We start from the raw sequence: 21,058 nt of genomic DNA, 5'->3' as shown, positions 1-21,058 counted from the left end.
TCCCGGTGGCAAGCGGGCCGGAGGCGGCCGACGGCTGGGGCAGCCAGTCGAGCAGCAGCAGGCCGTCCCGCAGCTCGGCTGCCGGCCCCCGCAGCCGGCTCACCAGCACCGCCCTGCTGCCCGGCCGCAGGGGGGGCGGCGGTTCGACGGCCAGGCTCAGGGCCAGGTCCCCCCTCGGCCCGCACGCCACCGGGACCACCTCCAGGCCCAGGTCCCGGCGCCCGAAGAGCTCGGCCCTGCTGCCATCCGGCAGGGGCCAGCTCCCGACGGCCTGGAAGGCGGGTGATCGCCGCACCAGGCCGTCGAGGGCGGCCTGGCGCTCGTCGCTCATCACCCCCTGGTCGCCCCCCTTGAGCAGGAACCAGTCGAAGCCGGCCAGGTCGCCGTCCAGCTGGTCGACGGGGGCCACGGTCTGGCGGGCGGCGACGCGGAACGTCTGGCGGCGCCCTTCGGCGTCCAGGTTGAAGGCGTTCAGCCCCTGGCTGTCGGGCAGCACCGCCAGGGTGGAGAGCTGGTGGGGACTGCGCTGGCGGATCGTGGCCACGATCGCCTCCAGGGGCCAGGGGGGGCCGGCGACGGGCGGCCGCGGCGGAAAGGCGGTCGGATTGGCCGCCAGGGCGAACTGGCTGGCCAGCGCCCCCCAGATCCCGATTCCCACCACCGCCAGCCTCCAGACGGGCGTCCAGCGGCCGGCGGCCGAGGCCAGCACGATCCCCAGGCCAAGGCACAGCTGGGGAACCAGGGGCAGGACGAAGCGGAAGTCCTTGGTGCTCATCAGGGTGGCCAGCAGCAGGGCACCGAGCGGAAAGCTCAGCCACCAGGCGAGTCGCCGCCAGGGCAGGGCGGGCGCAGGGGTGCCGCGTCGCTGCCAGCGGCGGAGCGCCCCTCCCGCCACCACCACCGCCACCAGGCCGGCCCCGGCCATGGTGGGCAGCAGGCGGGGGTAGAACAGCCAGCCCGCCAGGGTGTTCGCCTCCAGACCGTCCTGATACAGGACGCCCCACTGGCGGGCCTTGTTGACCGTGGAGAGGATCGTCAGCCAGTTCTGGCTCCACCAGGGCCAGGCCACGGCCGTCGCCGCCGCCGCCGCCAGCAGTGCCTCGGCCAGCCGCCCGAAACGGGCCCGGGGGCCCGGCCGGCCCCGCCGCAGCAGGGGCGCGATGGCCCGCCAGGCCAGGCCCAGCAGGGGCAGCCAGAGCATCACCAGGCCGGTGGGGCGGGTCAGAAAGACCGCCCCGAGCCCAAGCCCGCCCCCCAGGCTCCAGAGCCAGGGCTGCCGCGGGCGGCCCAGCACCCGCACCGTCACCAGCCACCAGGTGGCCGTGAGCACGGCCGTGAGGCTGAAATCGATCAGGTAATCGCTGCGCTGGTTCAGCAGGGCCGGTGCGACGGCGCACAGGAAGGCGGCCCAGAGGCCGGCGGCCCGACCGTGGGCCAGGCGGCCCAGGCCGTAAAGGCTGCCCAGGAGCAGGGCCTGGAAGAGGCTGTTGGAGAGGATGGCGCTGCCATACCCCGGCCCCAGCAGGCTGAAGACCGGTGCCGTCACCAGATAGGTGAACGGCCCCCGGTAGGTGGGGGTCTCGGCCCAGAGCCGTTGCCACCAGAGCGGATCGAAGGGCGCCGCCTCCCCGAGCACCTGCCAGACCCCCAGGGCCCGGCTCAGGTGTTCCCCCTGGTCCCAGGCCGGCGGCTGGGCGTGGCGCTGCAGCCAGAGCACATCCAGCACCACCCCCGCCAGCCACAGCCCTAGCAGGATCCACCCGTCCCGGCCCCGTGCCCGTCTCATCGGGCCGCCCCCGGAGCCTGGGCCAGCACCCAGGGCTCCAGCTCCGGGGCCTGCAGCCGCACGGGCCATCCCGACGGCAGCTCCCGGCGCCGGATCCACACCCGCTCCCCGGGGAGCACCCGCTCCGCCGGACCGATGCGGGCCGTGAGCCGGGGGCTGGCCAGGGCCACCAGGATCAGCCCGGCATGCTCCTCGCCGCTGAGGGGGACACCGGCCACCGCCGCGATCGGCCCGGCCGCCAGGGCCGCCCTGGCCTCAGGGCGCTCCAGGGCCTGCCGTTGCCGGGGGCTGCGATCGGTGAACAGGCCGGCCTGCACCAGCAGGGCCAGGGCCAGCCAGGGGCCGATCAGCAGGGCTCCCAGCCGGCGGGAGCCGGGGCGGCACCAGGGCACCAGGGCCCAGGCCAGGCCAAGGCAACCCGCCGCCACGGCGAATCGCTGGGGAGACGGGGGCAGGTCTGCCACCGCGTTGGCCACCAGGCGGCCGGCCGGGGTTCCGGGCCAGAGCACCGCCAGCGACGCCAGGACCAGCACTAGTCCCACCCCCCCGAAGCCGAGGGTCGCCCCCCGGGCCCAGCGACCCGCCCCGGCGCCCCAGGAGCGCAGGCCGGCCGTGGCCGCCAGGGCGATGAACGGGGTGAGCTGGAGGCCGTAGTAGGGGGTCTTGGTGCGGAAGGCGCTGAGCAGCAGCAGCATGAGCAGCGGGTAGAGCAGCAGGAGCAGGCGCCGGGGCCGCTCCAGGGGCCCGGCCAGCCAGCCCCACCAGCCCGCCAGGGCCAGCAGGATCCAGGGGAAGGTGTTGGCCGGCAGGTTCCAGAGGTAATAGAGGGGGCCGGCGCTGTAGACGTCGCTTTCGGAGAGGTAGAGCAGCTTCTGCCACAGGCCCGCCACCACCGGCAGGCCCAGCACCCGGAGGCTCAGGCCCAGCCACAGCGCCACCGGCAGCCATCCCAGGACGAGGCCGAGCCAGAAGGCCGGCCGCCGCAGCAGGGCCCGGCGCTCCAGCAGCAGGAAGGGAAGCAGGGCCAGCACGGGCAGGGCCACCATGAAGCCCTTGATCAGGAAGGCCGGGCCGATCCAGGCACCGGCCAGGAAGGACCAGGGCTTCTGCGGCGCTTCCCCGGCCCGCAGCAGGGCCACGATGCCCAGCAGTTCCAGGGCCAGCAGCGGCATGTCCTGGCTGGCCAGATGGGCGTAGTCGAGCCAGAGGGGGGTGAGGGCCAGCACGGCCGCGGCCAGCCAGCCGGCGCCGTCCCCGTCCAGCAGCCGTCGGGCCAGGTCGGCCGTGAGCAGCAGGCAGGCCACGGCGGCGACCAGGGACGGCAGATGGGCCGACCAGGACCCCACCCCCGGCAGCCGGCCGGCCGCGGCGATCAGCCAGGGCAGGCCGATGCTGCGATCGAACACCACCTGGTCCCACCAGGGAGGGCCCAGCCACTGGCCGCTCTGGGCGATCCAGCGGGCCTGCAGGGCGTAGTAGCCCTCGTCGTGGGCCAGGAAGCTGCGCGGCGCCGCCGTCAGCAACAGGGGCAGAAAGGGCAGCGACGCCCACAGGGCCTTCATGGGCGGCACTCTGGCAGCACCCCCGGGTACCGGACGTTGTGCTTTCTGGCACATGGTGACTGGATGGTCCTGGTCCCGTGCGGGATCCTTCGTTTGGCGCATTGCGCCGCTTCCGTGTGAGGAACCCATGAAACTCTTCCAGCAACTGCTGGTTGCTCCTGCAGCTCTCGGCCTGCTCGCCCCCGTGGCGGTCCAGGCGGCTGAGCTCAACATCGACGGCGTCAACAAGTACGCCTCCGAGGAGCAAGTCACCAGCATCAACCAGTTCTCCGACGTCAAGCCCACCGACTGGGCCTACCAGGCGCTCTCGAACCTGATCGAGCGCTACGGCTGCGTCGCCGGCTACCCGAACGGCACCTACAAGGGCGGCCAGGCCATGACCCGCTACGAAGCGGCGGCCCTGCTGAACGCCTGCCTCGACCGGATCACCGAGGTGACCGACGAGCTGAAGCGCCTGATGGCCGAGTTCGAGAAGGAACTCGCCGTGCTGCGCGGCCGTGTGGATGGCCTGGAGGCCAAGGTGGGCGAGCTCGAAGCCACCCAGTTCTCCACCACCACCAAGCTGACCGGTAAGGCCACCTTCATCATGGGGGCCAACAGCTACGGCGGTAACGCCCAGGTGAGCCCCGCCGCTTCGGCATTCTTCGGGACTTCGCCCGCCACGATCGCTCCTAACGGTGTGATCACTCCAGGTGCTCCCATCGTCCCCGTTCTGGTTCCTGGCGCCTTCGGTCCGAACCCCCTCGGCATCGGGTTCATTCCCAACACTTGGGCGAACCAGGCCCGTCAGACCCAGGGCGCCACGGCGTTCAACTACGACATCCAGCTCAACTTCGACACCAGCTTCACCGGCAAGGACCTGCTCCGCACCCGTCTGCGGGCCGGTAACTTCGCCCAGTCGCCCTTCGGCGGCCCCACCGTCGGCCTGAACGCCACGGAAGCCGGCTTCGAAGAATTCTGCGGCCTGGGTGTCGACTGCGGTGACGTGGTCGCCATCAACCGCCTCTTCTACCAGTTCCCCCTGGGCAGCAACTTCACCGCCACCATCGGTGGTCGCGTCCGTCAGGACGACATGCTGGCCGTCTGGCCGTCCGCCTACCCGGCTGACACCGTCCTCGACATCTTCACCTACGCCGGTGCTCCCGGCACCTACAGCCTGAACCTCGGTGCTGGTGGTGGTCTGTGGTGGAAGAGCGGCGGCTTCAGCATCAGCGCCAACTACGTCTCCGCCAACGGTGACGTGGGCAACCCGATCGCCGGCACGGCGAACTGCGGTGGCATCGGCAACGCCTGCTCCTCCCAGACCGGTACGGCCCAGGTGGCTTACACCGGCTCCAACTGGGGCATCGCGGCGGCCTACACCTACTCCTCGGGTGGTGCCGGCACCTACGGCGGCAACGCCACGCCTCTGGCCAACACCCTGTTCCTGAACTCGGCGGCCACCAACTCGGTGGGCATCAGCGCCTACTGGCAGCCCAGCAACTCCGGCTGGATCCCCTCCATCAGCACCGGCTGGGGCATCAACCGCAACCAGTTCAACGGCACCAGCTTCGTGGATGGCGGCCTCGTCTCCACCACCGGCATCACCAACGCCACCAGCCAGTCCTGGTACGTCGGTCTGCAGTGGGATGACGTGTTCATCAAGGGCAACTCCGCCGGTATGGCCGTCGGTCAGCCCACCTTCCTGACCGCTGTCAGCGGTGGCAACCCCGTCTTTGGTGGCCCCGCCGCCGCGACCGCCATCGTCGATGGCAACTACGCCTGGGAGTGGTGGTACAAGTTCCAGGTCACCGACAACATCAGCGTGACCCCGGCGCTCTACTACCTGAGCGCTCCCCTGGGCCAGGTCTCCAAGAACGTTGGCGCGATCGGAACCACCGGTACCGATTTCAACAACTTCGGCGGCTTCATCAAGACCACCTTCAAGTTCTGATCCTTCGGGATTCACTTCTCTCACAATTTCCTCAAACTCGCCCGGCTGCAATGCAGTCGGGCTTTTTTGTGTGTTGTCGAACCTGCTGACTTGGGTGCTTGATCGATCGTTACCTGAGCCTGACTTGCTGCTTGCAGGGCAAGAAACAGGACCTATACTTCGCGGTGTTCCGGCATGGAACAGCACTCCTTATTGTGTGAGGAATCCATGAAGCCCTTCCAGCAGCTGCTGGTTGCTCCTGCCGCTCTCGGCCTGCTCGCCCCCGTGGCGGTCCAGGCGGCCGAGCTCAACATCGACGGCGTCAATAAGTACGCCTCCGAGGAGCAGGTCACCAGCATCAACCAGTTTTCCGACGTCAAGCCCACCGACTGGGCCTACCAGGCGCTCTCGAACCTGATCGAGCGCTACGGCTGCGTCGCCGGCTACCCGAACGGCACCTACAAGGGCGGCCAGGCCATGACCCGCTATGAAGCGGCGGCCCTGCTGAACGCCTGCCTCGACCGGATCACCGAGGTGACCGACGAGCTGAAGCGCCTGATGGCCGAGTTCGAGAAGGAACTCGCCGTGCTGCGCGGCCGGGTGGATGGCCTGGAGGCCAAGGTGGGCGAGCTGGAGGCCACCCAGTTCTCCACCACCACCAAGCTGACCGGTAAGGCCACCTTCATCATGGGGGCCAACAGCTACGGCGGTAACGCCCAGATCGTTCCGGTGCCTGGGGTCTTCCTGCCGGCCGTTCCCAACGATCCGGCCTCCGTCCTGCTGCCCGCCAGCCTGGTCGGGGCCGGTGCCGTGATTCCTTCCTTCGTGCCCGGGGCCTTCGGGGCGAACCCCGCCGGCTTCGGCTACGTGCCCAACACCTGGGCGAACCAGGCCCGCCAGACCCAGGGCGCCACGGCGTTCAACTACGACATCCAGCTCAACTTCGACACCAGCTTCACCGGCAAGGACCTGCTCCGCACCCGTCTGCGGGCCGGTAACTTCGCCCAGGGTCCCTTCGGCCAGCCGGTCGTCGGCCTGAACGCCACCGAAGCCGGTTTTGAGGAGAACTGCGGCCTGGGTGTCGACTGCGGTGACGTGGTCGCCATCAACCGCCTCTTCTACCAGTTCCCCCTGGGCAGCAACTTCACCGCCACCATCGGTGGTCGCGTCCGTCAGGACGACATGCTGGCCGTCTGGCCGTCCGCCTACCCGGCTGACACCGTCCTCGACATCTTCACCTACGCCGGTGCTCCCGGCACCTACAGCCTGAACCTCGGTGCTGGTGGTGGTCTGTGGTGGAAGAGCGGCGGCTTCAGCATCAGCGCCAACTACGTCTCCGCCAACGGTGACGTGGGCAACCCGATCGCCGGCACCCCCAACTGCGGCGGCATCGGCAACGCCTGCTCCGCCCAGACCGGTACCGGCCAGATCGCCTACACCGGCTCCAACTGGGGCATCGCGGCGGCCTACACCTACTCCTCAGGTGGTGCCGGCCTCTACACCGGCAACGGCACGCCGCTGGCCACCATCTTCCAGACCAACGCCGCCGCCACCAACTCGGTGGGCATCAGCGCCTACTGGCAGCCCACCAACTCCGGCTGGATCCCCTCGATCAGCGCCGGCTGGGGCATCAACCGCAGCAACTACAACGGCACCACCAACCTCAACGGCGCCGCGAACCTCGTCTCCACCACCGGCATCACCAACGCCACCAGCCAGTCCTGGTACGTGGGTCTGCAGTGGGATGACGTGTTCATCAAGGGCAACTCCTTCGGCATGGCCGTGGGTCAGCCCACCTTCCTGACGTCGGTCAGCGCCGGTCCCGCCGTCTTCGGTGGTCCCGCCGCCGCCACCGCCATCGTCGATGGCAACTACGCCTGGGAGTGGTGGTACAAGTTCCAGGTCACCGACAACATCAGCGTGACCCCGGCGCTCTACTACCTGAGCGCTCCCCTGGGTCAGGTCTCCAAGAACGTCGGTGCGATCGGTCCTGTGGGATCCGATTTCAACAACTTCGGCGGCTTCATCAAGACCACCTTCAAGTTCTGATTCGTCAGAGCCCTTTCCTCACACCCTCCTCGTTCCCTCGCCCGGCTGCTTTGCAGCCGGGCTTTTTCTTTGCCGATCCAGGATGGGGTTACCGGGCGATGTTCCCATCGTTACCTCCACCCGTGACCACTCCCCGTTCCCATCCATCCCCGACGGATAAGTTCTGGTCTCCCCTGTCGGGGATTCCTCTTTTTGGTGTGAGGACCAATGAAACCCTTCCAGCAATTCCTGCTGGCGCCGGTGGCCCTTGGGCTGCTGTCGCCGCTTGCCGCTTCGGCCGGCGAGATCTCCCCGTCCCAGCGGGCGGAGATCTCCACCTATATGGAGCAGCAGAACATTGACAGCTTCAAGGCCTGGGAAGCCCAGAACCAGGTCACCAGCATCAACCAGTTTTCCGACGTCAAGCCCACCGACTGGGCCTACCAGGCGCTCTCGAACCTGATCGAGCGCTACGGCTGCGTCGCCGGCTACCCGAACGGCACCTACAAGGGCGGCCAGGCCATGACCCGCTATGAAGCGGCGGCCCTGCTGAACGCCTGCCTCGACCGGATCACCGAGGTGACCGACGAGCTGAAGCGCCTGATGGAGGAGTTCGAGAAAGAACTCGCCGTGCTGCGCGGCCGGGTGGATGGCCTGGAGGCCAAGGTGGGCGAGCTGGAGGCCACCCAGTTCTCCACCACCACCAAGTTGCAGGGTGAAGCCACGTTCGTGATCGGCGCCAACAGCTTCGGCGGCAACCAGAGCCTGCCGAATCCCGCCGTCGGTGTGCCGGCCGCTGCGGCCAACGCCTTCCCCGCCAACAACCGGCGCAACTGGGGCGCCACGGTGTTCAACTACGACGTCCGCCTCAACTTCCTCACCAGCTTCACCGGCAAGGACCTGCTGTACACCCGTCTGCGCAGCGGCAACGCCAACAACAGCCCCTTCAACGGCCAGCCGTACAACCTGATGGCGCTGGACAAGCTCACGGCGCCCACGGCCGGGGCCGACACCGTCTTCATCGACCGCCTGTACTACCGCTTCCCGATCGGCCGCGACTTCACCGCCATGATCGGCCCGAAGGCCCGCGCCACCGAGTTCCTGGCGATCTCCCCCTGGTTCTACAAGTCCGAGATCCTCGACGTCTTCACGCTCCACGGGGCTCCCGGCGCCTACAACAAGGCCACCGGCTCCACCTTCGGCCTGATGTGGAAGCAGAACGTTCCCAAGGGCAAGCCTTACGTCGCGATCTCCACGGCCTACGTCGCCCCCGTGGCTGACAACGGCAACCCCAGCCAGGGGGGCCTGCTGAACGAACGCAGCCGCGGCACCTGGACGACCCAGGCCGGCATCGCCGGCAAGCAATGGCGTTTCGCCGTCGCCTGGAGCTACGTCCAGTGCGGCCAGAACTTCCGCCGCGGCACCTCTTTTGCCCAGCCGGCGGTCGGCTGCCCCAGCATCAACAACAACTTCCTGGGTTCGGAGGCCTACGGCAACAGCGCCGCCTACGCCAACAACTTCGCCACCACCTTCGCGTGGCAGCCCAGGAAGAGCGGCTGGATCCCCTCCATCAGCCTGGGCTGGGGCTACAACGCCCTCACCCAGCCGGCGCTGAACCCTGTCCTGGCCCGGATCAACGGCATCAATGTGCCGGTGCGCGACACGGTGCCGACCTTCAACCAGTCGGCCAACCGGGGCGCCAGCCAGTCCTGGAGCGTGGGCCTGCAGTGGACCGACGTGTTCGCCAAGGGCAACGAGGCCGGCATGGCGGTGGGCCAGCCGGTGTTCACCACCTCGCTGCGTAACGGCGAGACCCCCCAGGACGGCAACTTCGTCTGGGAGTGGTGGTACAAGTTCCAGGTCACCGACAACATCAGCGTGACCCCGGCCCTGTTCTATCTGAGCCGCCCCAACGGCCAGTTCACCACCGCCGGCCAGTCGAGCAGTGTGCTCGGTGGCCTGGTCCAGACCCAGTTCCGGTTCTGATCCTTCGGCTTCCCTCCTCACAGCGCTCCGGCCCCCCTCCACGGGGGGCTTTCCCTCTCCGGGTGCTCACCACGGCCGCCCTGTCAGGACCTTGCCCGGTCCTTTCCTTCTTCCGGCAGCAAGGATCATCGAGGTTTCCATGTCAGCTGCAATACCAGCCGGTGTAATCCGGCCTTTCTTCCGGGCAGGCGGATTCCTATACCTTTGCGCCGTCCCCTCCGGGGGATTCCTCTTTTTGGTGTGAGGACCAATGAAACCCTTCCAGCAATTCCTGCTGGCGCCGGTGGCCCTTGGGCTGCTGTCGCCGCTTGCCGCTTCGGCCGGCGAGATCTCCCCGTCCCAGCGGGCGGAGATCTCCACCTATATGGAGCAGCAGAACATTGACAGCTTCAAGGCCTGGGAAGCCCAGAACCAGGTCACCAGCATCAACCAGTTCTCCGACGTCAAGCCCACCGACTGGGCCTACCAGGCGCTCTCGAACCTGATCGAGCGCTACGGCTGCGTCGCCGGCTACCCGAACGGCACCTACAAGGGCGGTCAGGCCATGACCCGCTATGAAGCGGCGGCCCTGCTGAACGCCTGCCTCGACCGGATCACCGAAGTGACCGACGAGCTGAAGCGCCTGATGGAGGAGTTCGAGAAGGAACTCGCCGTGCTGCGCGGCCGCGTGGATGGCCTGGAGGCCAAGGTGGGCGAGCTGGAGGCCACCCAGTTCTCCACCACCACCAAGCTCCAGGGTGATGCGGTCTTCGTGATCGGCTCCAACAGCTTCGGTGGCAACCAGGGCCTGCCGAACCCCGCCGTCGGTGTACCGGCCGCTGCGGCCAACGCCTTCCCCGCCAACAACCGGCGCAACTGGGGCGCCACGGTGTTCAACTACGACATCCGCCTCAACTTCCTCACCAGCTTCACCGGCAAGGACCTGCTGTACACCCGTCTGCGCAGCGGCAACTTCAACAACAGTCCCTTCGGCGGCCAGCCGTACAACCTGATGGCGCTGGATCGCGCCTTCTCCCCGGTCGGTGGAGCTGACGTCGTCAACATCGACCGTCTCTACTACCGCTTCCCGATCGGCCGCGACTTCACCGCCCTGGTCGGCGCCCGGGCCCGGAACACCGAGTTCCTGGCGATCACACCCTGGTTCTACAACGGTGGCATCCTTGATGTCTTCACGCTGCACGGCGCCCCCGGCACTTACAACAAGGCCACCGGTTCCACCTTCGGCCTGATGTGGAAGCAGAACGTCAAGAAGGGCAAGCCCTTCTTCGCGATCTCCACGGCCTACGTCGCCCCCAACGGCGACAACGGCAACCCCAACCAGGGGGGCCTGCTGAACGAGCGCAGCCGCGGCACCTGGACGACCCAGGCCGGTTTCGCCGGCAAGAACTGGCGCTTCGCCTTCGCCTGGAGCTACGTCCAGTGCGGCCAGAACTTCCGCCGCGGCACCTCCTTCGCCCAGCCGGCGGTCGACTGCCCCAACATCAACAACAACTTCCTGGGTTCGGAGAACTTCGGCACCAACGCCTCCTACTCCAACAACTTCGCCACCACCTTCGCGTGGCAGCCCAAGAAGAGCGGCTGGATCCCCTCGATCAACCTGGGCTGGGGCTACAACGCCCTCACCCAGCCCCAGCTGAACCCCCAGACCGCCCTGCTGCGCGTCGGGGCCACGTCGGTGCGGGTGCCGACCTTCGACACGGTGCCGACCTTCAACCAGTCGGCCAACCGGGGCGCCAGCCAGTCCTGGAGTGTCGGCCTGCAATGGGCCGATGCGTTCGTCAAGGGCAATGCCCTCGGCATGGCCGTGGGTCAGCCGGTGTTCGCCACCTCCCTGCGCAACGGCCAGACGCCCCAGGACGGCAACTTCGTCTGGGAATGGTGGTACCGGTTCCAGGTCACCGACAACATCAGCGTGACCCCGGCGCTCTTCTACCTGAGCCGCCCCAACGGCCAGTTCACCACCGCGGGCCAGTCGAGCAGCGTGCTCGGCGGCCTGGTCCAGACCCAGTTCCGGTTCTGATTCGCCGGGGTCCCCATCGGTCCCTCCAGATCGGCGCTCCTTTCTCCTCACCGTTCCTCACAACTCCGCGCCCCCCTCTCCGGGGGGCTTTTTCATGGCTGGGTGCCGGCGGGTCCCGTCCGGGCGTTCCCATCGGCGATGCTGGATCCAGATGGCGCCGTCAGCGCATGGCCAGGACCTCCGCCGACCATTACGCCATCCTCGGGGTCACGCCCGGGGCCACCACCGCCGAAATCAAGGCGGCCTACCGGGCCCTCGTCAAACGCCATCACCCGGACGCCGGCGGTGATCCGCGCACGATCCTGGCCCTGAATGCGGCCTGGGAGGTGCTGGGCGACGGGGACCGGCGCCGCCATTACGACCATGGCGCCGGCGTCGGCGTGCCGGCGCACACCGCCGCTGGCGGTGCCGCGACGGCCAGGGGGCCAGCGGCGGCTCGCCATCGCGGCGTCGGGGCCGCCAGTGACGAGGAGCTGCTGGGCTGGCTCCAGCAGGTGTACGTGCCGATCGACCGGCTGATCGGGCAGGTGATCAATCCCTTCCCGGCCCAGCTGCGCTCCCTGGCCGCCGACCCCTACGACGACGCGCTGATGGAGGCGTTCTGCGCCTTCCTCGACCAGAGCCGCCAGCGCATGGAGAGAGTGGAGGCCCTCTACCGCTCCCGGGCCTGCCCAGCGGCGGCCAAGGGTTTCGGCCTCAGCCTCTACCACTGCCTCAGCCAGGTGCAGGATGCCCTGGTGGAGCTGGAGCGCTACACGATGGGCTATGTCGACAGCTACCTCCATGACGGCAAGGAGATGCTGCGGGAGGCCAGGCTGCGCCGCAGCCGGCTGAAGGAGGAACGGCGCCGGGTGGAGCTCTAGGCGGCGAGGGAGCCCTAACCGGCGGGCATGGCCTCGAGCTGGTCGAGCCGCAGCCACACGTCGGGGACCGGCAGGCGCCAGCGCAGCTGGGCGTGCTCCCCCTGGATCGCCAGGATCTCTCCGGGCCCCTCGAACAGGTAGCCGGGGGGCACCGGGTCGCTCGCGCCGGCCTCCAGGCTGTTGGTGTAGGCGATTCGGTTCACCCTGACCAGGGCACCCTTTTTCAGGCTCGGGGGAGCGGCAGGCGCGGACTCAGCCATCGTCGGGAGGTGGGATCAGCCCAGGTTAGGGCCGCCGGAACCTAACCTCGGCACTGGTTTTCGCTGGAACGGTGGGCATGCGACTGCTTCTGCTCGGATGCACCGGTTTCGTCGGCCGGGAGCTGGTGCCGTTCCTGCTCAACCTCGGCCACCAGCTCACCCTGGTCAGCCGTCGTCCCCGGCCCGACAGCGAGGCGGCCGACCCCCGGCTCATCACCCTCTGCTTCGATCCGTCCGACCCGGCCAGCTGGAACCAGCCGGCGCTGCTGGAGGCCCTGGAAGCGGCCGATGGGGTCGTCAACCTGGCGGGGGAGCCGATCGCCGATCAGCGCTGGACCCCGGCCCACCGCCAGCGCCTGCTCGACAGCCGCATCGGCACCACCACCCAGCTGGTGCGGGCGATGACGGCCCTGGCCACACCGCCCCGGGTGCTGGTGAACGGCTCGGCTGTGGGGTACTACGGCACCAGCCTCGAGGCCGCCTTCACGGAGGCCAGCCCCCCCGGCGACGATTTCCTGGCCCGCCTCTGTGCCCGCTGGGAAGCCGCCACCCAGGTCGCCCCCGAGGCCTGCCGCCTCGTGGTGCTGCGTGTGGGCATCGTGCTCGGCCCCGACGGGGGCGCCCTCGGCAAGATGCTGCCCGTGTTCCGGGCCGGTTTCGGCGGGCCGGTGGGCAGCGGCCAGCAGTGGATGAGCTGGATCCACCGCCACGACCTCTGCCGGCTGATCGTCACCGCCCTGGAGGACGACGCCTACGCCGGCCCCTACAACGCCGTGGCCCCGGAGCCCACCCGCATGGGGATCTTCGCCTCCGGCCTCGGCCGTGCCCTCGGCCGGCCCAGCCTGCTGCCGGTGCCCGGCCCCCTGCTGCAACTGCTGCTCGGCGATGGTGCCGCCGTGGTGCTCGAAGGCCAGCAGGTCCGCCCCGAGCGGCTGCTGGCCCAGGGCTTCCACTTCCAGTACCCGGACCTCAGCGCTGCCCTCGCCGCTGCCACCAGCCCAGCCCGCCGCTGAGCAGGGCCGCCGCCATCAGCAGGCCGATGGCCGGCGTGAACAGGGGCTGCCACAGCCGCTGGAAGAGCTCCAGGGGCCCATCCAGCCGCTGGCCGTGCAGCACCACCGCCACGGCGAAGAACAGGGCCCCGGCCAGCACCAGGAAGACGTCGGCCACCAGCACGACATCGAGAACGCGGCGCACCTGCGCGACGGGGCCGGTGGGGGGAGTGCTCATGCCGGAGGGGTGAGCCGGGAGGGGGAAATCCCCGGGGAGCCCAAACCTAAACTCGACCGTGCTTGGTGTCCCGTGTGCCCCTTTCCCCTGCTCCCAGGATCCTGCTGATCAGCAACGGCCATGGGGAGGATCTCAATGGGGGATTGATCGCCGATGGCCTGCGCCGGTGCGATCCGGGACTGGAACTGGCGGCCCTGCCGATCGTGGGTGCCGGAACGGCCTACGGGCGCCGCGGCATTCCCCTCCTCTACGCGGGCCGCACCCTGCCGTCCGGGGGCATGGTGTACCAGGGCCTGAACCTCTGGAAGGACCTGGCGGCGGGCTGGCTGCAGCAGAGCCTGGCCCAGCTCTGGACCGCCTGGCGCCAGGGCCGCCGCTTCGACCTGGTGGTCAGCATCGGCGACCACGTGCCGCTGATCTTCGCCCTGCTCACCGGACGGCCGACGGTGGTGTTCCTGGTCTCCACCTCCAGCTACTACGAGGGCCGGCTGCGGCTGTCCGCCCTCACCCGCTGGTGCTGCCGGCGGCGGCGGGTACGGGTGGTGCTCACGCGCGATGCCTTCACCGCCACCGACCTCCAGGCCCAGGGCCAGGCCAAGGCCCTGTTCCGCGGCTACCCGATCATGGATCTGCCGCAACCGGACCCCGGCCAGGTGGCCCGGCTGCCGGGCACCCGCACCCTGGCGCTGGTCCCCGGCAGCCGCTTCCCGGAGGCCCTCCACAACCTGGTGCTGATGCTGCGGCTCTGCGGCCAGCTGGGCGAACGGGCCGGGGAGGGTCCCTGGCGCTTCCTGGTGGCGGTGGTGGAGAGCCCCCACTGGCGGGACCTGGGACCCCTGGCGGCGGCGGTCGGCTGGCAAATGGACGGCGGCGTGCTCCGCTCCGCCGGCGGTGACCTCGAGGTGCGGCTGCTGCCGGGGGCCCTGCCCTCGATCCTGGCCGCCAGTGACCTGGTGGTGGGCATGGCCGGCACCGCCGTGGAGCAGGCGGTGGGCTTCGGCCTGCCGGTGGTGCAGCTGGTGGGCCGGGGCCCCCAGTTCAGCTATGCCTTCGCCGAATCCCAGATGCGGCTGCTGGGTCCCACGGTCCACACCGTGGGGCGGCGACCGGCCGACACCGGCGATCTGCGGGAGGCCGCCGGCCTGATCCAGCGCCTGCTGGCCGACCCCGACCTGCCCCGGCGCTGCGCCCAGGCCGCCCTGGAGCGGGTGGGCCCGCCGGGGGGCTCCCGGCGCATCGCCGAGACCGTGATCGAGGCCCTGACCCAGGGGCGGCCGGAACTCAGCTGAGCCAGGCCTTCACCTTCTCCAGGGCCTGCCAGCCCGGGCGCCGCTGCAGGCCGTCGGCGATCGAGCCCTGCAGTTCCTCGGCCAGTTCCGGGGCCATCAGCATCACCCGCTTGACCATCTCGATGTGCTCCCGCACCCCCTTGGCGCCGGTTTCCAGCATCGCCACGCTCAGGTTGATGCGCGCCTGGGGATCCTGGGGGTTGAGCTTCACCGCGTTGCGGGCTGAGGGCAGGGCCGCCTGGGGCTGGTCGAGCAGCAGCTGCAGCCAGGCCAGACAGGTCCAGCCCGCCGACTGGCGCGGCTCCTGGGCCGTGATCTGCAGGAACTCGTCGATCAGCTCCTCGGGCGCGGCCCCCTGCTGGTAGCGGGCGATGGCCTGGTCGAAGCGGGACTCCTGCGGGGCCGTCATGGCGGCGGGGGGGGGGGGGGGATGGGGATCGTCAGACTCCCATGCCACGGGACCGGCCCGCCATGACCGGCCAGGGCTCAGACGGCGAAGGAGCTGCCGCAGCCGCAGGTCTGGGAGGCGTTGGGGTTGGTGAAGTTGAAACCGCCGCCGATCAGGGCCGAGGAGAAATCCAGCTGCATGCCGTAGATGTACAGCAGGCTCTTGGGGTCGCACACCACCCGGAAGCTGGGGGCGCCGGCGGGTTCGTAGGTGTAGGTCTCGTCGTCGGGAAGGATCTCCGCTCCGTCGATGAAATCCATCGTGTAGCTCATGCCGCTGCAGCCGCCGGAGCGCACACCCACTCGCAGCACCTTCTCGCCCCCCTGGGACGCCATCAGGGTGCCCAGCTGACGCATGGCCGGCTCGGTGATCAGGATGCCCTTGCCATCGACACCGGTGTGGGTGACGGCCGCTTCGGCTGCCATGGTGGCGGTCGCGGTGGCTGCCGGGCTGGAGGCGGGGGTCTGGGTGGAGCTGCTCATCGTGCGCTGGGGGGTCGGATGGGGGGAATCGGGCCGCCGGACGACGCGGTGAACGACCACTCTATGGAGATCCCTCCCCCGTGGGTAGGCTCCGGTCCATAGAGTCAGGACCTTCACGGGAATCCAAGGGTGCGGGTCGCCATCGTGGGTGCGGGTCTGGCCGGTCTGAGCGCGGCCGTCGATCTGGTCGACGCCGGTCACACGGTCGATCTGTATGAATCCCGCCCCTTCATGGGAGGCAAGGTGGGCAGCTGGGAGGACCCGGACGGCAACCACATCGAGATGGGGCTGCACGTCTTCTTCTTCAACTACGCCAACCTCTTCGCCCTGATGCGCAAGGTGGGGGCCATCGACAATCTCCTGCCCAAGGAGCACTGGCACCTGTTCGTCAACCGCGGCGGCGACCTGCGGGCCCTGGACTTCCGTTTTCCCGTCGGGGCCCCCTTCAACGGCCTCAAGGCCTTCTTCACCACCCCCCAGCTCGACTGGATCGACAAGCTGCGCAATGCCCTCGCCCTGGGGACGAGCCCGATCGTCCGGGGGCTGGTGGATTACGAGGGGGCGATGAAGGTGATCCGCTCCCTCGATGCCATCAGCTTCCAGCAGTGGTTCCTCAGCCATGGCGGCAGCCCCCGCAGCATTCAGAGGATGTGGAACCCGATCGCCTACGCGCTCGGCTTCATCGACTGCGAGGCCATCTCGGCCCGCTGCATGCTCACCATTTTCATGATGTTCGCCTCCAGGACGGAGGCCTCCAAGCTCAACCTGCTCAAGGGATCCCCCCACCGCTGGCTGACCGGCCCGATCCTCGACTACATCCAGGCCCGTGGCGGCCGCCTGCACCTGCGCCACCGGGTCAGTGAGGTGCGCCATGAGGAGCGCAACGGCCAGACCGTCGTCACCTCCCTGGTGCTGGGCACTCCCGACGGCGAGAAGCGGGTGGAGGCCGATGCCTACCTGGCCGCCTGCGATGTGCCGGGAGCCCAGCGGCTGTTGCCCCAGGCCTGGCGCCGGTTCCCCGAGTTCGCCGCCATCGACCGGCTCGAGACGGTGCCGGTGGCCACCGTCCAGCTGCGCTACGACGGCTGGGTGACCGAACTCGGTGACGGCGCCGTCCCCGAGGCCCGCCGGGCCGACCTGGGTCGCCCGGCGGGCCTCGACAACCTTCTGTACACGGCCGATGCCGACTTCAGCTGTTTCGCCGACCTGGCCCTGACCAGCCCGGCCGACTACCGGCGGGAGGGCCTGGGTTCCCTGCTGCAGTGCGTGCTCACCCCCGGTGATCCCTGGATCCCCAAGAAGACGGAGGAGATCGTCGCCCACACCGACCGCCAGGTGCGCGAGCTGTTCCCCTCCGCCGCCGGCCTGCAGCTCGTCTGGAGCAACGTGGTGAAACTGGCCCAGTCCCTCTACCGGGAAGCGCCCGGGATGGAGCCGTTCCGCCCCTCCCAGCGCACCCCCGTGGCCAACTTCTTCCTGGCCGGGAGCTACACCCGCCAGGACTACATCGACTCGATGGAGGGGGCCACCATGAGCGGACGGCTGGCGGCTGCCGCCATCCTGGATCAGCCGGTGGCGCTGGCCACCTGCGCCGCGGTGGCCTAGGAGCACAACCATGGGGAAATGGCTCGAGCACAGTGTCACCACCGAGATCCAGGCCCCGGTGGCCCGGGTCTGGGAGGTGTGGAGCGATCTGGAGGCCATGCCCCGCTGGATGCGCTGGATCGAGTCGGTCGTCACCCTCGACGATCCGGATCTGACGGACTGGACCCTGGCGGCCCAGGGGTTCCGTTTCCACTGGAAGGCCCGGATCACCGAACGGGTCGACTGCCAGAGGCTGCACTGGGAATCGGTGGGTGGCCTGCCCACCAGGGGCGCCGTCCGCTTCTATCCCCTCGGGCCCGACCTCACGGCGGTGAAGCTCACCGTCAGCTATGAACTGCCCGGTGCGCTTGCACCCCTGATGGAACCCACCATCATGGGAGGCATTGTCACCAAAGAACTGCAGGCCAACCTTGATCGATTTCGCGACCTGGTGGAGAAGGGCTGACGGACCGCTCAACGGGCGCCTCGCGCTCGGTGCCCTCACCGGGCTGATGCTGACCGGATGCGGTGCGTCCCCAACGGCGGAAGCGCCGCCGGCGCCGGCGCCCCCCCCGCCCGGCCGCCCCCACGGCGTCCTCCGGCGCCGTCCCCGAGGGCCTCACCCCCCTGCCCACCTCCCAGCAGGTGGTGAATGCCTTCCGCATGGGTCGGCAGGATCCCTTCGGATCGCTGGTGCCGGAGCTGGTTCCCGGGGCGGCGACCGCTGTCAGTGCGGCAGCTGCCGCCACCCCACCGGCCTTCCTGAAGGATTTTCGCGTCACCGGCGTGATCGACAGCGGCGGCCAGAGCGAAGCGGTGGTGACCTACAAGCAGCTCAGCGGCAGCCTGCGCCCCGGCGACCGGGGTGGCCGCAACACCGACCTGCTGCCCTCCGGCTGGAGTGTGGCCTCCGTGGATGTACCCAACGGACGCGTGGTGCTGCAGAGCGGCAGTCGCCGGGTCAAGGTCGAGCTCTGAGGGCCCGGCTGCAGGCCTCCACCAGGCCCTCCAGGTCGTGGGGGTCCGCCTCCTCGTCCACCCGGCCGAGCCGCTCCCGGCAGCGGCGGCTGGTCTGCGGGCCGATGGAGACCACCTGCACCCCCTCCAGCCGCTCGAGCCAGGTCTCGCCGAAGCTGCCGGCCAGCAGCCGGGCGGTGTGGTCCACCGTCTTGCCGCTGCTGAAGGTGATGGCATCCAGCCCGCGCCGCTCCAGGGCCTGCAGGGCCCCACTGGGGAGTCCGTCCGGACAGCGGGTCTCGTAGGCGGCCACCTCCACCACCCGGGCGCCGGCCGCGGCAAAGGCCTCCGCGAGCACCGCGCGCCCGCCGCTCTGCACCCGCGGCAGCAGCAGCCGCTGCCCCCAGCCCGATACCGGAAAGTGCTCGATCAGGCTGTCGGCCACGAAGGCCGGGGGCACGAAATCGGCGGGGGCCCCCAGGGCCTCCAGGGCCTCGGCGGTCTTGCGTCCCACCGCCGCCAGCCGCACCCCCCGGGGCCGTCCGGCCAGGCTGCTTCCCCGGCGGACCAGCCGCTGCTCCACGGCGTCCACCCCGTTGGCGCTCGAGAAGAGGATCCAGTGGAACTGATCCAGTTCCGCCAGGGCATCGTCGAGGGGCCCCCAGAGATCGGGGGGGCCGATCACCAGGGCCGGCAGGTCGATGACGCTCGCCCCGGCCTGCTCGAACAGCTGGCGGGCGGCACCCAGCTGGGTTTCGGCCCGGGTCACGGCGACCGTGCGGCCCGCCAGCGGCAACGTCTTGTCCATCAGGCGTCCAGGCGCACAAGGGCGCCGGCCCGGTGGGCCAGCTCCCGGGCCTGCTGCGGTTCCCCCTGGGCCTCCAGCAGGGCGATCGCCCGGCGGAAGCCGTCCCGGGCGCCGGGAATGTCGCCGGCCAGCAGCAGGGCCGCCGCCAGGTTGCGCTGGGCATCGGCGTGCTCCGGGGCCAGGCCCAGGGCCCGGCGGTAGGCCTCGATGGCCTCCACCAGACGGCCCCGCTGGCGTTCGATCAGCCCCAGGTTGAACCAGGCCAGGGGCAGCTCCGGGCAGAGGTCGGTGACCGTTGCCGTCAGGGCTGCCGCCTCCTCCAGCTCCCCCTGGCGCAGCAGCAGGGCCCCGAGGTTGAGCCGGGCTCCCACGCTGAGCCGTCCATCCAGGGGCAGGGCCAGGGCCTGACGGTAGAGGGCGGCGGCGGCGGCCGGTTCGTCCGGGCCGCGGGCGATGGCGAGGTGGAGCAGCAGTTCGTAGCGCTCGGCGTGGTCGTCGGCTCCGACACGGGCCAGGCCCTCCTCCAGCAGGGCAAGGCCCCGGCGGCGCTGGCCCTGGCTCACCTCCAGGGCCCCCAGCTTGGCGCTGGCGTAGGGATCCCCCGGCCGGGCGGCCAGCTCCGCCTCCATGGCTGCGCGCAGGCGGGCGGCCTTGTCGCGCTGGGCCACCAGCTCGGGGCGGTACCCCTCGTGCACCAGGGCCGGCTCCAGGCAGGTCACCACCTGCCAGTCGGGCTCCTGCCCCAGCAGCATTTCCACGCTGTCGTCGACCATGGAGTGGTAGCGACGGCTCCAGCGGATCGCCGGATGGCGGCGGAACAGGCGGCTGACGCTGGAATAGGGCGACTGGGCGGCCCCCAGCTCCTGGCGCAGCAGGTTGACCACCAGCACCCTGGGCTGCCCCATCAGGTCGCGCAGGGGTGAGCGGGCTTCGGGCCGCAGCCATTCATCCGCATCCAGCACCAGCACCCAGTCGCCCGTCACCAGATCCAGGGCGTGGTTGCGGGCGGGCGCGAAGTCCCCCGGCCAGTCCAGGTGGTGGACGCTGGCGCCGCAGGCGGCGGCGATCTCAGGGGTGCCGTCGTCTGAGCCGGTGTCCACCACCACCATCTCGTCGACGAAGCCCGCCACCGAAGCCAGGCAGCGCTCCAGTCGCTCGGCCTCGTTGCGCACGATCATCGACAGGCTCAGCATCGGACGCTGCGGGGCAGGACGGTCGTGCCAGGAGGCTAGGTGTCGGTGGGGGCTCAGTCGGTGAAGTCCACCGCAGCGGCGGCCCCGGGGGCAGGGGCGGCGGCGGTCCCCCCCTGCGGTCCGAAGCCGAGGCGGCCCAGGAGTTCGCCCTGGGCCAGGGCCATCTGCCCCGGCGACCAGGCGGCCGGCACCGCCGGATCCAGAAGGGAGGCCAGGGACTCCCAGGCATAGGGGCTGCCGTAGACGGCCAGGCCCGCCAGCCGGCCGGCGGCCTGGAGCTGGCGGATCACCGCCGGCCAGGGATCCGGGCCGTCGGCCCGGCCGCGGAACGGGTTGCCGCGGACAAACAGTTGCAGCAGCACCGGCCCCTCGCCCAGCCGCTCCAGGGCCAGGGGGGCCTCCCCGTCCCCGCTCCAGGGGGAGGGGCCCTGGCCGTCGATCAGGCAGGTTCGCCATCCGGCGGCCGCCGGCAGGGCCAGGGCCGGGGCGCCCGCCGTCAGGAAGGGGCAGGCCAGGCTGTTGTCGAGGCGGATCAGGTTCACCCCGGGGCCGCCGGGCACCGGGCCCCGCCCCCGCGACACCAGGCTGCGCCGCACCAGCTCCAGGGCCAGCGCCCGGTCGGCGGGGGCGGGGCCGTTGCTGAGGCCGCC

General features: G+C 70.1%; 18 protein-coding genes and 1 pseudogene. 10 read left to right on the top strand and 9 right to left on the bottom strand.

The window, feature by feature from the left end; all coding sequences use genetic code 11:
• Together KBY81_RS13015 and KBY81_RS16530 are read right to left on the bottom strand one after the other, a co-directional pair.
• Positions 1 to 1,786, bottom strand: a 1,786-nt coding sequence (locus KBY81_RS13015) for a glycosyltransferase family 39 protein (protein WP_254976706.1), incomplete at its 3' end; no start/stop codon positions are given.
• Positions 1,783 to 3,348 carry a glycosyltransferase family 39 protein gene (locus tag KBY81_RS16530; RefSeq protein WP_261357261.1) on the bottom strand — a complete coding sequence of 522 codons (1,566 nt, stop codon included), beginning with the start codon at positions 3,346 to 3,348 and terminating at the stop codon, positions 1,783 to 1,785. The genes KBY81_RS16530 and KBY81_RS13015, both read right to left, overlap by 4 nt.
• Before the next feature lie 127 nt (positions 3,349 to 3,475).
• Here KBY81_RS16530 and KBY81_RS13000 point away from each other — a divergent pair, with 127 nt between their 5' ends.
• From KBY81_RS13000 to KBY81_RS12980, 5 genes are all read left to right on the top strand, one after another.
• A complete protein-coding gene (locus KBY81_RS13000) occupies positions 3,476 to 5,281 on the top strand; it encodes an iron uptake porin (protein ID WP_254976705.1) in 1,806 nt (601 codons plus the stop codon).
• Positions 5,282 to 5,488: 207 nt separating this feature from the next.
• Positions 5,489 to 7,309 carry an iron uptake porin gene (locus KBY81_RS12995; RefSeq protein WP_254974237.1) on the top strand — a complete coding sequence of 607 codons (1,821 nt, stop codon included), beginning with the start codon at positions 5,489 to 5,491 and terminating at the stop codon, positions 7,307 to 7,309.
• A gap of 207 nt (positions 7,310 to 7,516) precedes the next feature.
• Positions 7,517 to 9,274: an iron uptake porin gene (locus KBY81_RS12990; RefSeq protein WP_254976704.1), complete on the top strand. Its 1,758-nt coding sequence runs from the start codon at positions 7,517 to 7,519 to the stop codon at positions 9,272 to 9,274.
• A 250-nt stretch (positions 9,275 to 9,524) separates the two neighbouring features.
• On the top strand, positions 9,525 to 11,294 hold the full coding sequence (locus KBY81_RS12985; protein WP_254976703.1) for an iron uptake porin: 1,770 nt from the start codon (positions 9,525 to 9,527) through the stop codon (positions 11,292 to 11,294).
• Positions 11,295 to 11,461: 167 nt separating this feature from the next.
• On the top strand, positions 11,462 to 12,157 hold the full coding sequence (locus KBY81_RS12980) for a J domain-containing protein (RefSeq protein ID WP_254976702.1): 696 nt from the start codon (positions 11,462 to 11,464) through the stop codon (positions 12,155 to 12,157).
• Between the two features lie 14 nt (positions 12,158 to 12,171).
• Here the strand turns inward: KBY81_RS12980 and KBY81_RS12975 are convergent, their stop codons facing one another.
• Positions 12,172 to 12,417: an NAD(P)H-quinone oxidoreductase subunit O gene (locus KBY81_RS12975; RefSeq protein ID WP_106223021.1), complete on the bottom strand. Its 246-nt coding sequence runs from the start codon at positions 12,415 to 12,417 to the stop codon at positions 12,172 to 12,174.
• A 77-nt stretch (positions 12,418 to 12,494) separates the two neighbouring features.
• On the opposite strand from KBY81_RS12975, the gene KBY81_RS12970 reads away from it, so the two are divergent.
• Positions 12,495 to 13,430 (top strand): TIGR01777 family oxidoreductase, encoded by a 936-nt coding sequence (locus KBY81_RS12970; RefSeq protein WP_254976701.1) that lies wholly within the window; start codon positions 12,495 to 12,497, stop codon positions 13,428 to 13,430.
• Here the strand turns inward: KBY81_RS12970 and KBY81_RS12965 are convergent.
• Positions 13,387 to 13,647, bottom strand: a complete 261-nt coding sequence (locus KBY81_RS12965; RefSeq protein ID WP_254976700.1) for a hypothetical protein — start codon at positions 13,645 to 13,647, stop codon at positions 13,387 to 13,389. The genes KBY81_RS12970 and KBY81_RS12965 overlap by 44 nt on opposite strands.
• A gap of 74 nt (positions 13,648 to 13,721) precedes the next feature.
• Between KBY81_RS12965 and KBY81_RS12960 the strand changes: the two genes are divergently transcribed.
• Entirely contained in the window at positions 13,722 to 14,936 is a 1,215-nt protein-coding gene (locus KBY81_RS12960; RefSeq protein ID WP_254976699.1) for a lipid-A-disaccharide synthase-related protein, read from the top strand.
• Here KBY81_RS12960 and KBY81_RS12955 read toward each other — a convergent pair.
• Positions 14,929 to 15,345, bottom strand: coding sequence for a hypothetical protein (locus tag KBY81_RS12955; RefSeq protein ID WP_015110465.1), 417 nt, complete (start codon positions 15,343 to 15,345; stop codon positions 14,929 to 14,931). The genes KBY81_RS12960 and KBY81_RS12955 overlap by 8 nt on opposite strands.
• Before the next feature lie 77 nt (positions 15,346 to 15,422).
• A complete protein-coding gene (locus KBY81_RS12950) occupies positions 15,423 to 15,866 on the bottom strand; it encodes an iron-sulfur cluster assembly accessory protein (RefSeq protein WP_396103682.1) in 444 nt (147 codons plus the stop codon).
• Between the two features lie 129 nt (positions 15,867 to 15,995).
• On the opposite strand from KBY81_RS12950, the gene zds reads away from it, so the two are divergent.
• The 3 genes from zds to KBY81_RS12935 all read left to right on the top strand — a co-directional run bounded on the left by zds (position 15,996) and on the right by KBY81_RS12935 (position 18,428).
• On the top strand, positions 15,996 to 17,471 hold the full coding sequence (gene zds, locus KBY81_RS12945; protein WP_254974225.1) for a 9,9'-di-cis-zeta-carotene desaturase: 1,476 nt from the start codon (positions 15,996 to 15,998) through the stop codon (positions 17,469 to 17,471).
• A gap of 10 nt (positions 17,472 to 17,481) precedes the next feature.
• Positions 17,482 to 17,916 (top strand): SRPBCC family protein, encoded by a 435-nt coding sequence (locus KBY81_RS12940; protein ID WP_106223017.1) that lies wholly within the window; start codon positions 17,482 to 17,484, stop codon positions 17,914 to 17,916.
• A gap of 62 nt (positions 17,917 to 17,978) precedes the next feature.
• Entirely contained in the window at positions 17,979 to 18,428 is a 450-nt protein-coding gene (locus KBY81_RS12935) for a hypothetical protein (protein WP_254976698.1), read from the top strand.
• Here the strand turns inward: KBY81_RS12935 and KBY81_RS12930 are convergent.
• The 3 genes and pseudogenes from KBY81_RS12930 to KBY81_RS12920 all read right to left on the bottom strand — a co-directional run.
• Positions 18,412 to 19,215, bottom strand: coding sequence for a uroporphyrinogen-III synthase (locus tag KBY81_RS12930; protein WP_254976697.1), 804 nt, complete (start codon positions 19,213 to 19,215; stop codon positions 18,412 to 18,414). The genes KBY81_RS12935 and KBY81_RS12930 overlap by 17 nt on opposite strands.
• Positions 19,215 to 20,408, bottom strand: coding sequence for a glycosyltransferase (locus tag KBY81_RS12925; protein WP_254976696.1), 1,194 nt, complete (start codon positions 20,406 to 20,408; stop codon positions 19,215 to 19,217). The genes KBY81_RS12930 and KBY81_RS12925 overlap by 1 nt, the downstream gene beginning before the upstream one ends.
• Before the next feature lie 53 nt (positions 20,409 to 20,461).
• A pseudogene (locus KBY81_RS12920) lies at positions 20,462 to 21,058 on the bottom strand (glycosyl hydrolase family 3); the annotation flags it as partial.

Origin of the sequence: Cyanobium sp. Lug-B (genome assembly GCF_024345635.1) — a bacterium.
GTDB classification, from domain to species: Bacteria; Cyanobacteriota; Cyanobacteriia; order PCC-6307; family Cyanobiaceae; genus Cyanobium; species Cyanobium minutissimum.
This window is presented reverse-complemented; position numbering and strand designations above follow the sequence as displayed.

Excerpts from the sequence above, each read along its gene's own strand:
- KBY81_RS16530 (WP_261357261.1), bottom strand. The coding sequence starts at position 3,348 with ATGAAGGCCCTGTGGGCGTCGCTGCCCTTTCTGCCCCTGTTGCTGACG.
- KBY81_RS13000 (WP_254976705.1), top strand. The coding sequence starts at position 3,476 with ATGAAACTCTTCCAGCAACTGCTGGTTGCTCCTGCAGCTCTCGGCCTG.
- KBY81_RS12995 (WP_254974237.1), top strand. The coding sequence starts at position 5,489 with ATGAAGCCCTTCCAGCAGCTGCTGGTTGCTCCTGCCGCTCTCGGCCTG.
- KBY81_RS12990 (WP_254976704.1), top strand. The coding sequence starts at position 7,517 with ATGAAACCCTTCCAGCAATTCCTGCTGGCGCCGGTGGCCCTTGGGCTG.
- KBY81_RS12985 (WP_254976703.1), top strand. The coding sequence starts at position 9,525 with ATGAAACCCTTCCAGCAATTCCTGCTGGCGCCGGTGGCCCTTGGGCTG.
- KBY81_RS12980 (WP_254976702.1), top strand. The coding sequence starts at position 11,462 with ATGGCCAGGACCTCCGCCGACCATTACGCCATCCTCGGGGTCACGCCC.
- KBY81_RS12975 (WP_106223021.1), bottom strand. The coding sequence starts at position 12,417 with ATGGCTGAGTCCGCGCCTGCCGCTCCCCCGAGCCTGAAAAAGGGTGCC.
- KBY81_RS12970 (WP_254976701.1), top strand. The coding sequence starts at position 12,495 with ATGCGACTGCTTCTGCTCGGATGCACCGGTTTCGTCGGCCGGGAGCTG.
- KBY81_RS12965 (WP_254976700.1), bottom strand. The coding sequence starts at position 13,647 with ATGAGCACTCCCCCCACCGGCCCCGTCGCGCAGGTGCGCCGCGTTCTC.
- KBY81_RS12955 (WP_015110465.1), bottom strand. The coding sequence starts at position 15,345 with ATGACGGCCCCGCAGGAGTCCCGCTTCGACCAGGCCATCGCCCGCTAC.
- KBY81_RS12950 (WP_396103682.1), bottom strand. The coding sequence starts at position 15,866 with ATGAGCAGCTCCACCCAGACCCCCGCCTCCAGCCCGGCAGCCACCGCG.
- KBY81_RS12940 (WP_106223017.1), top strand. The coding sequence starts at position 17,482 with ATGGGGAAATGGCTCGAGCACAGTGTCACCACCGAGATCCAGGCCCCG.
- KBY81_RS12930 (WP_254976697.1), bottom strand. The coding sequence starts at position 19,215 with ATGGACAAGACGTTGCCGCTGGCGGGCCGCACGGTCGCCGTGACCCGG.
- KBY81_RS12925 (WP_254976696.1), bottom strand. The coding sequence starts at position 20,408 with ATGCTGAGCCTGTCGATGATCGTGCGCAACGAGGCCGAGCGACTGGAG.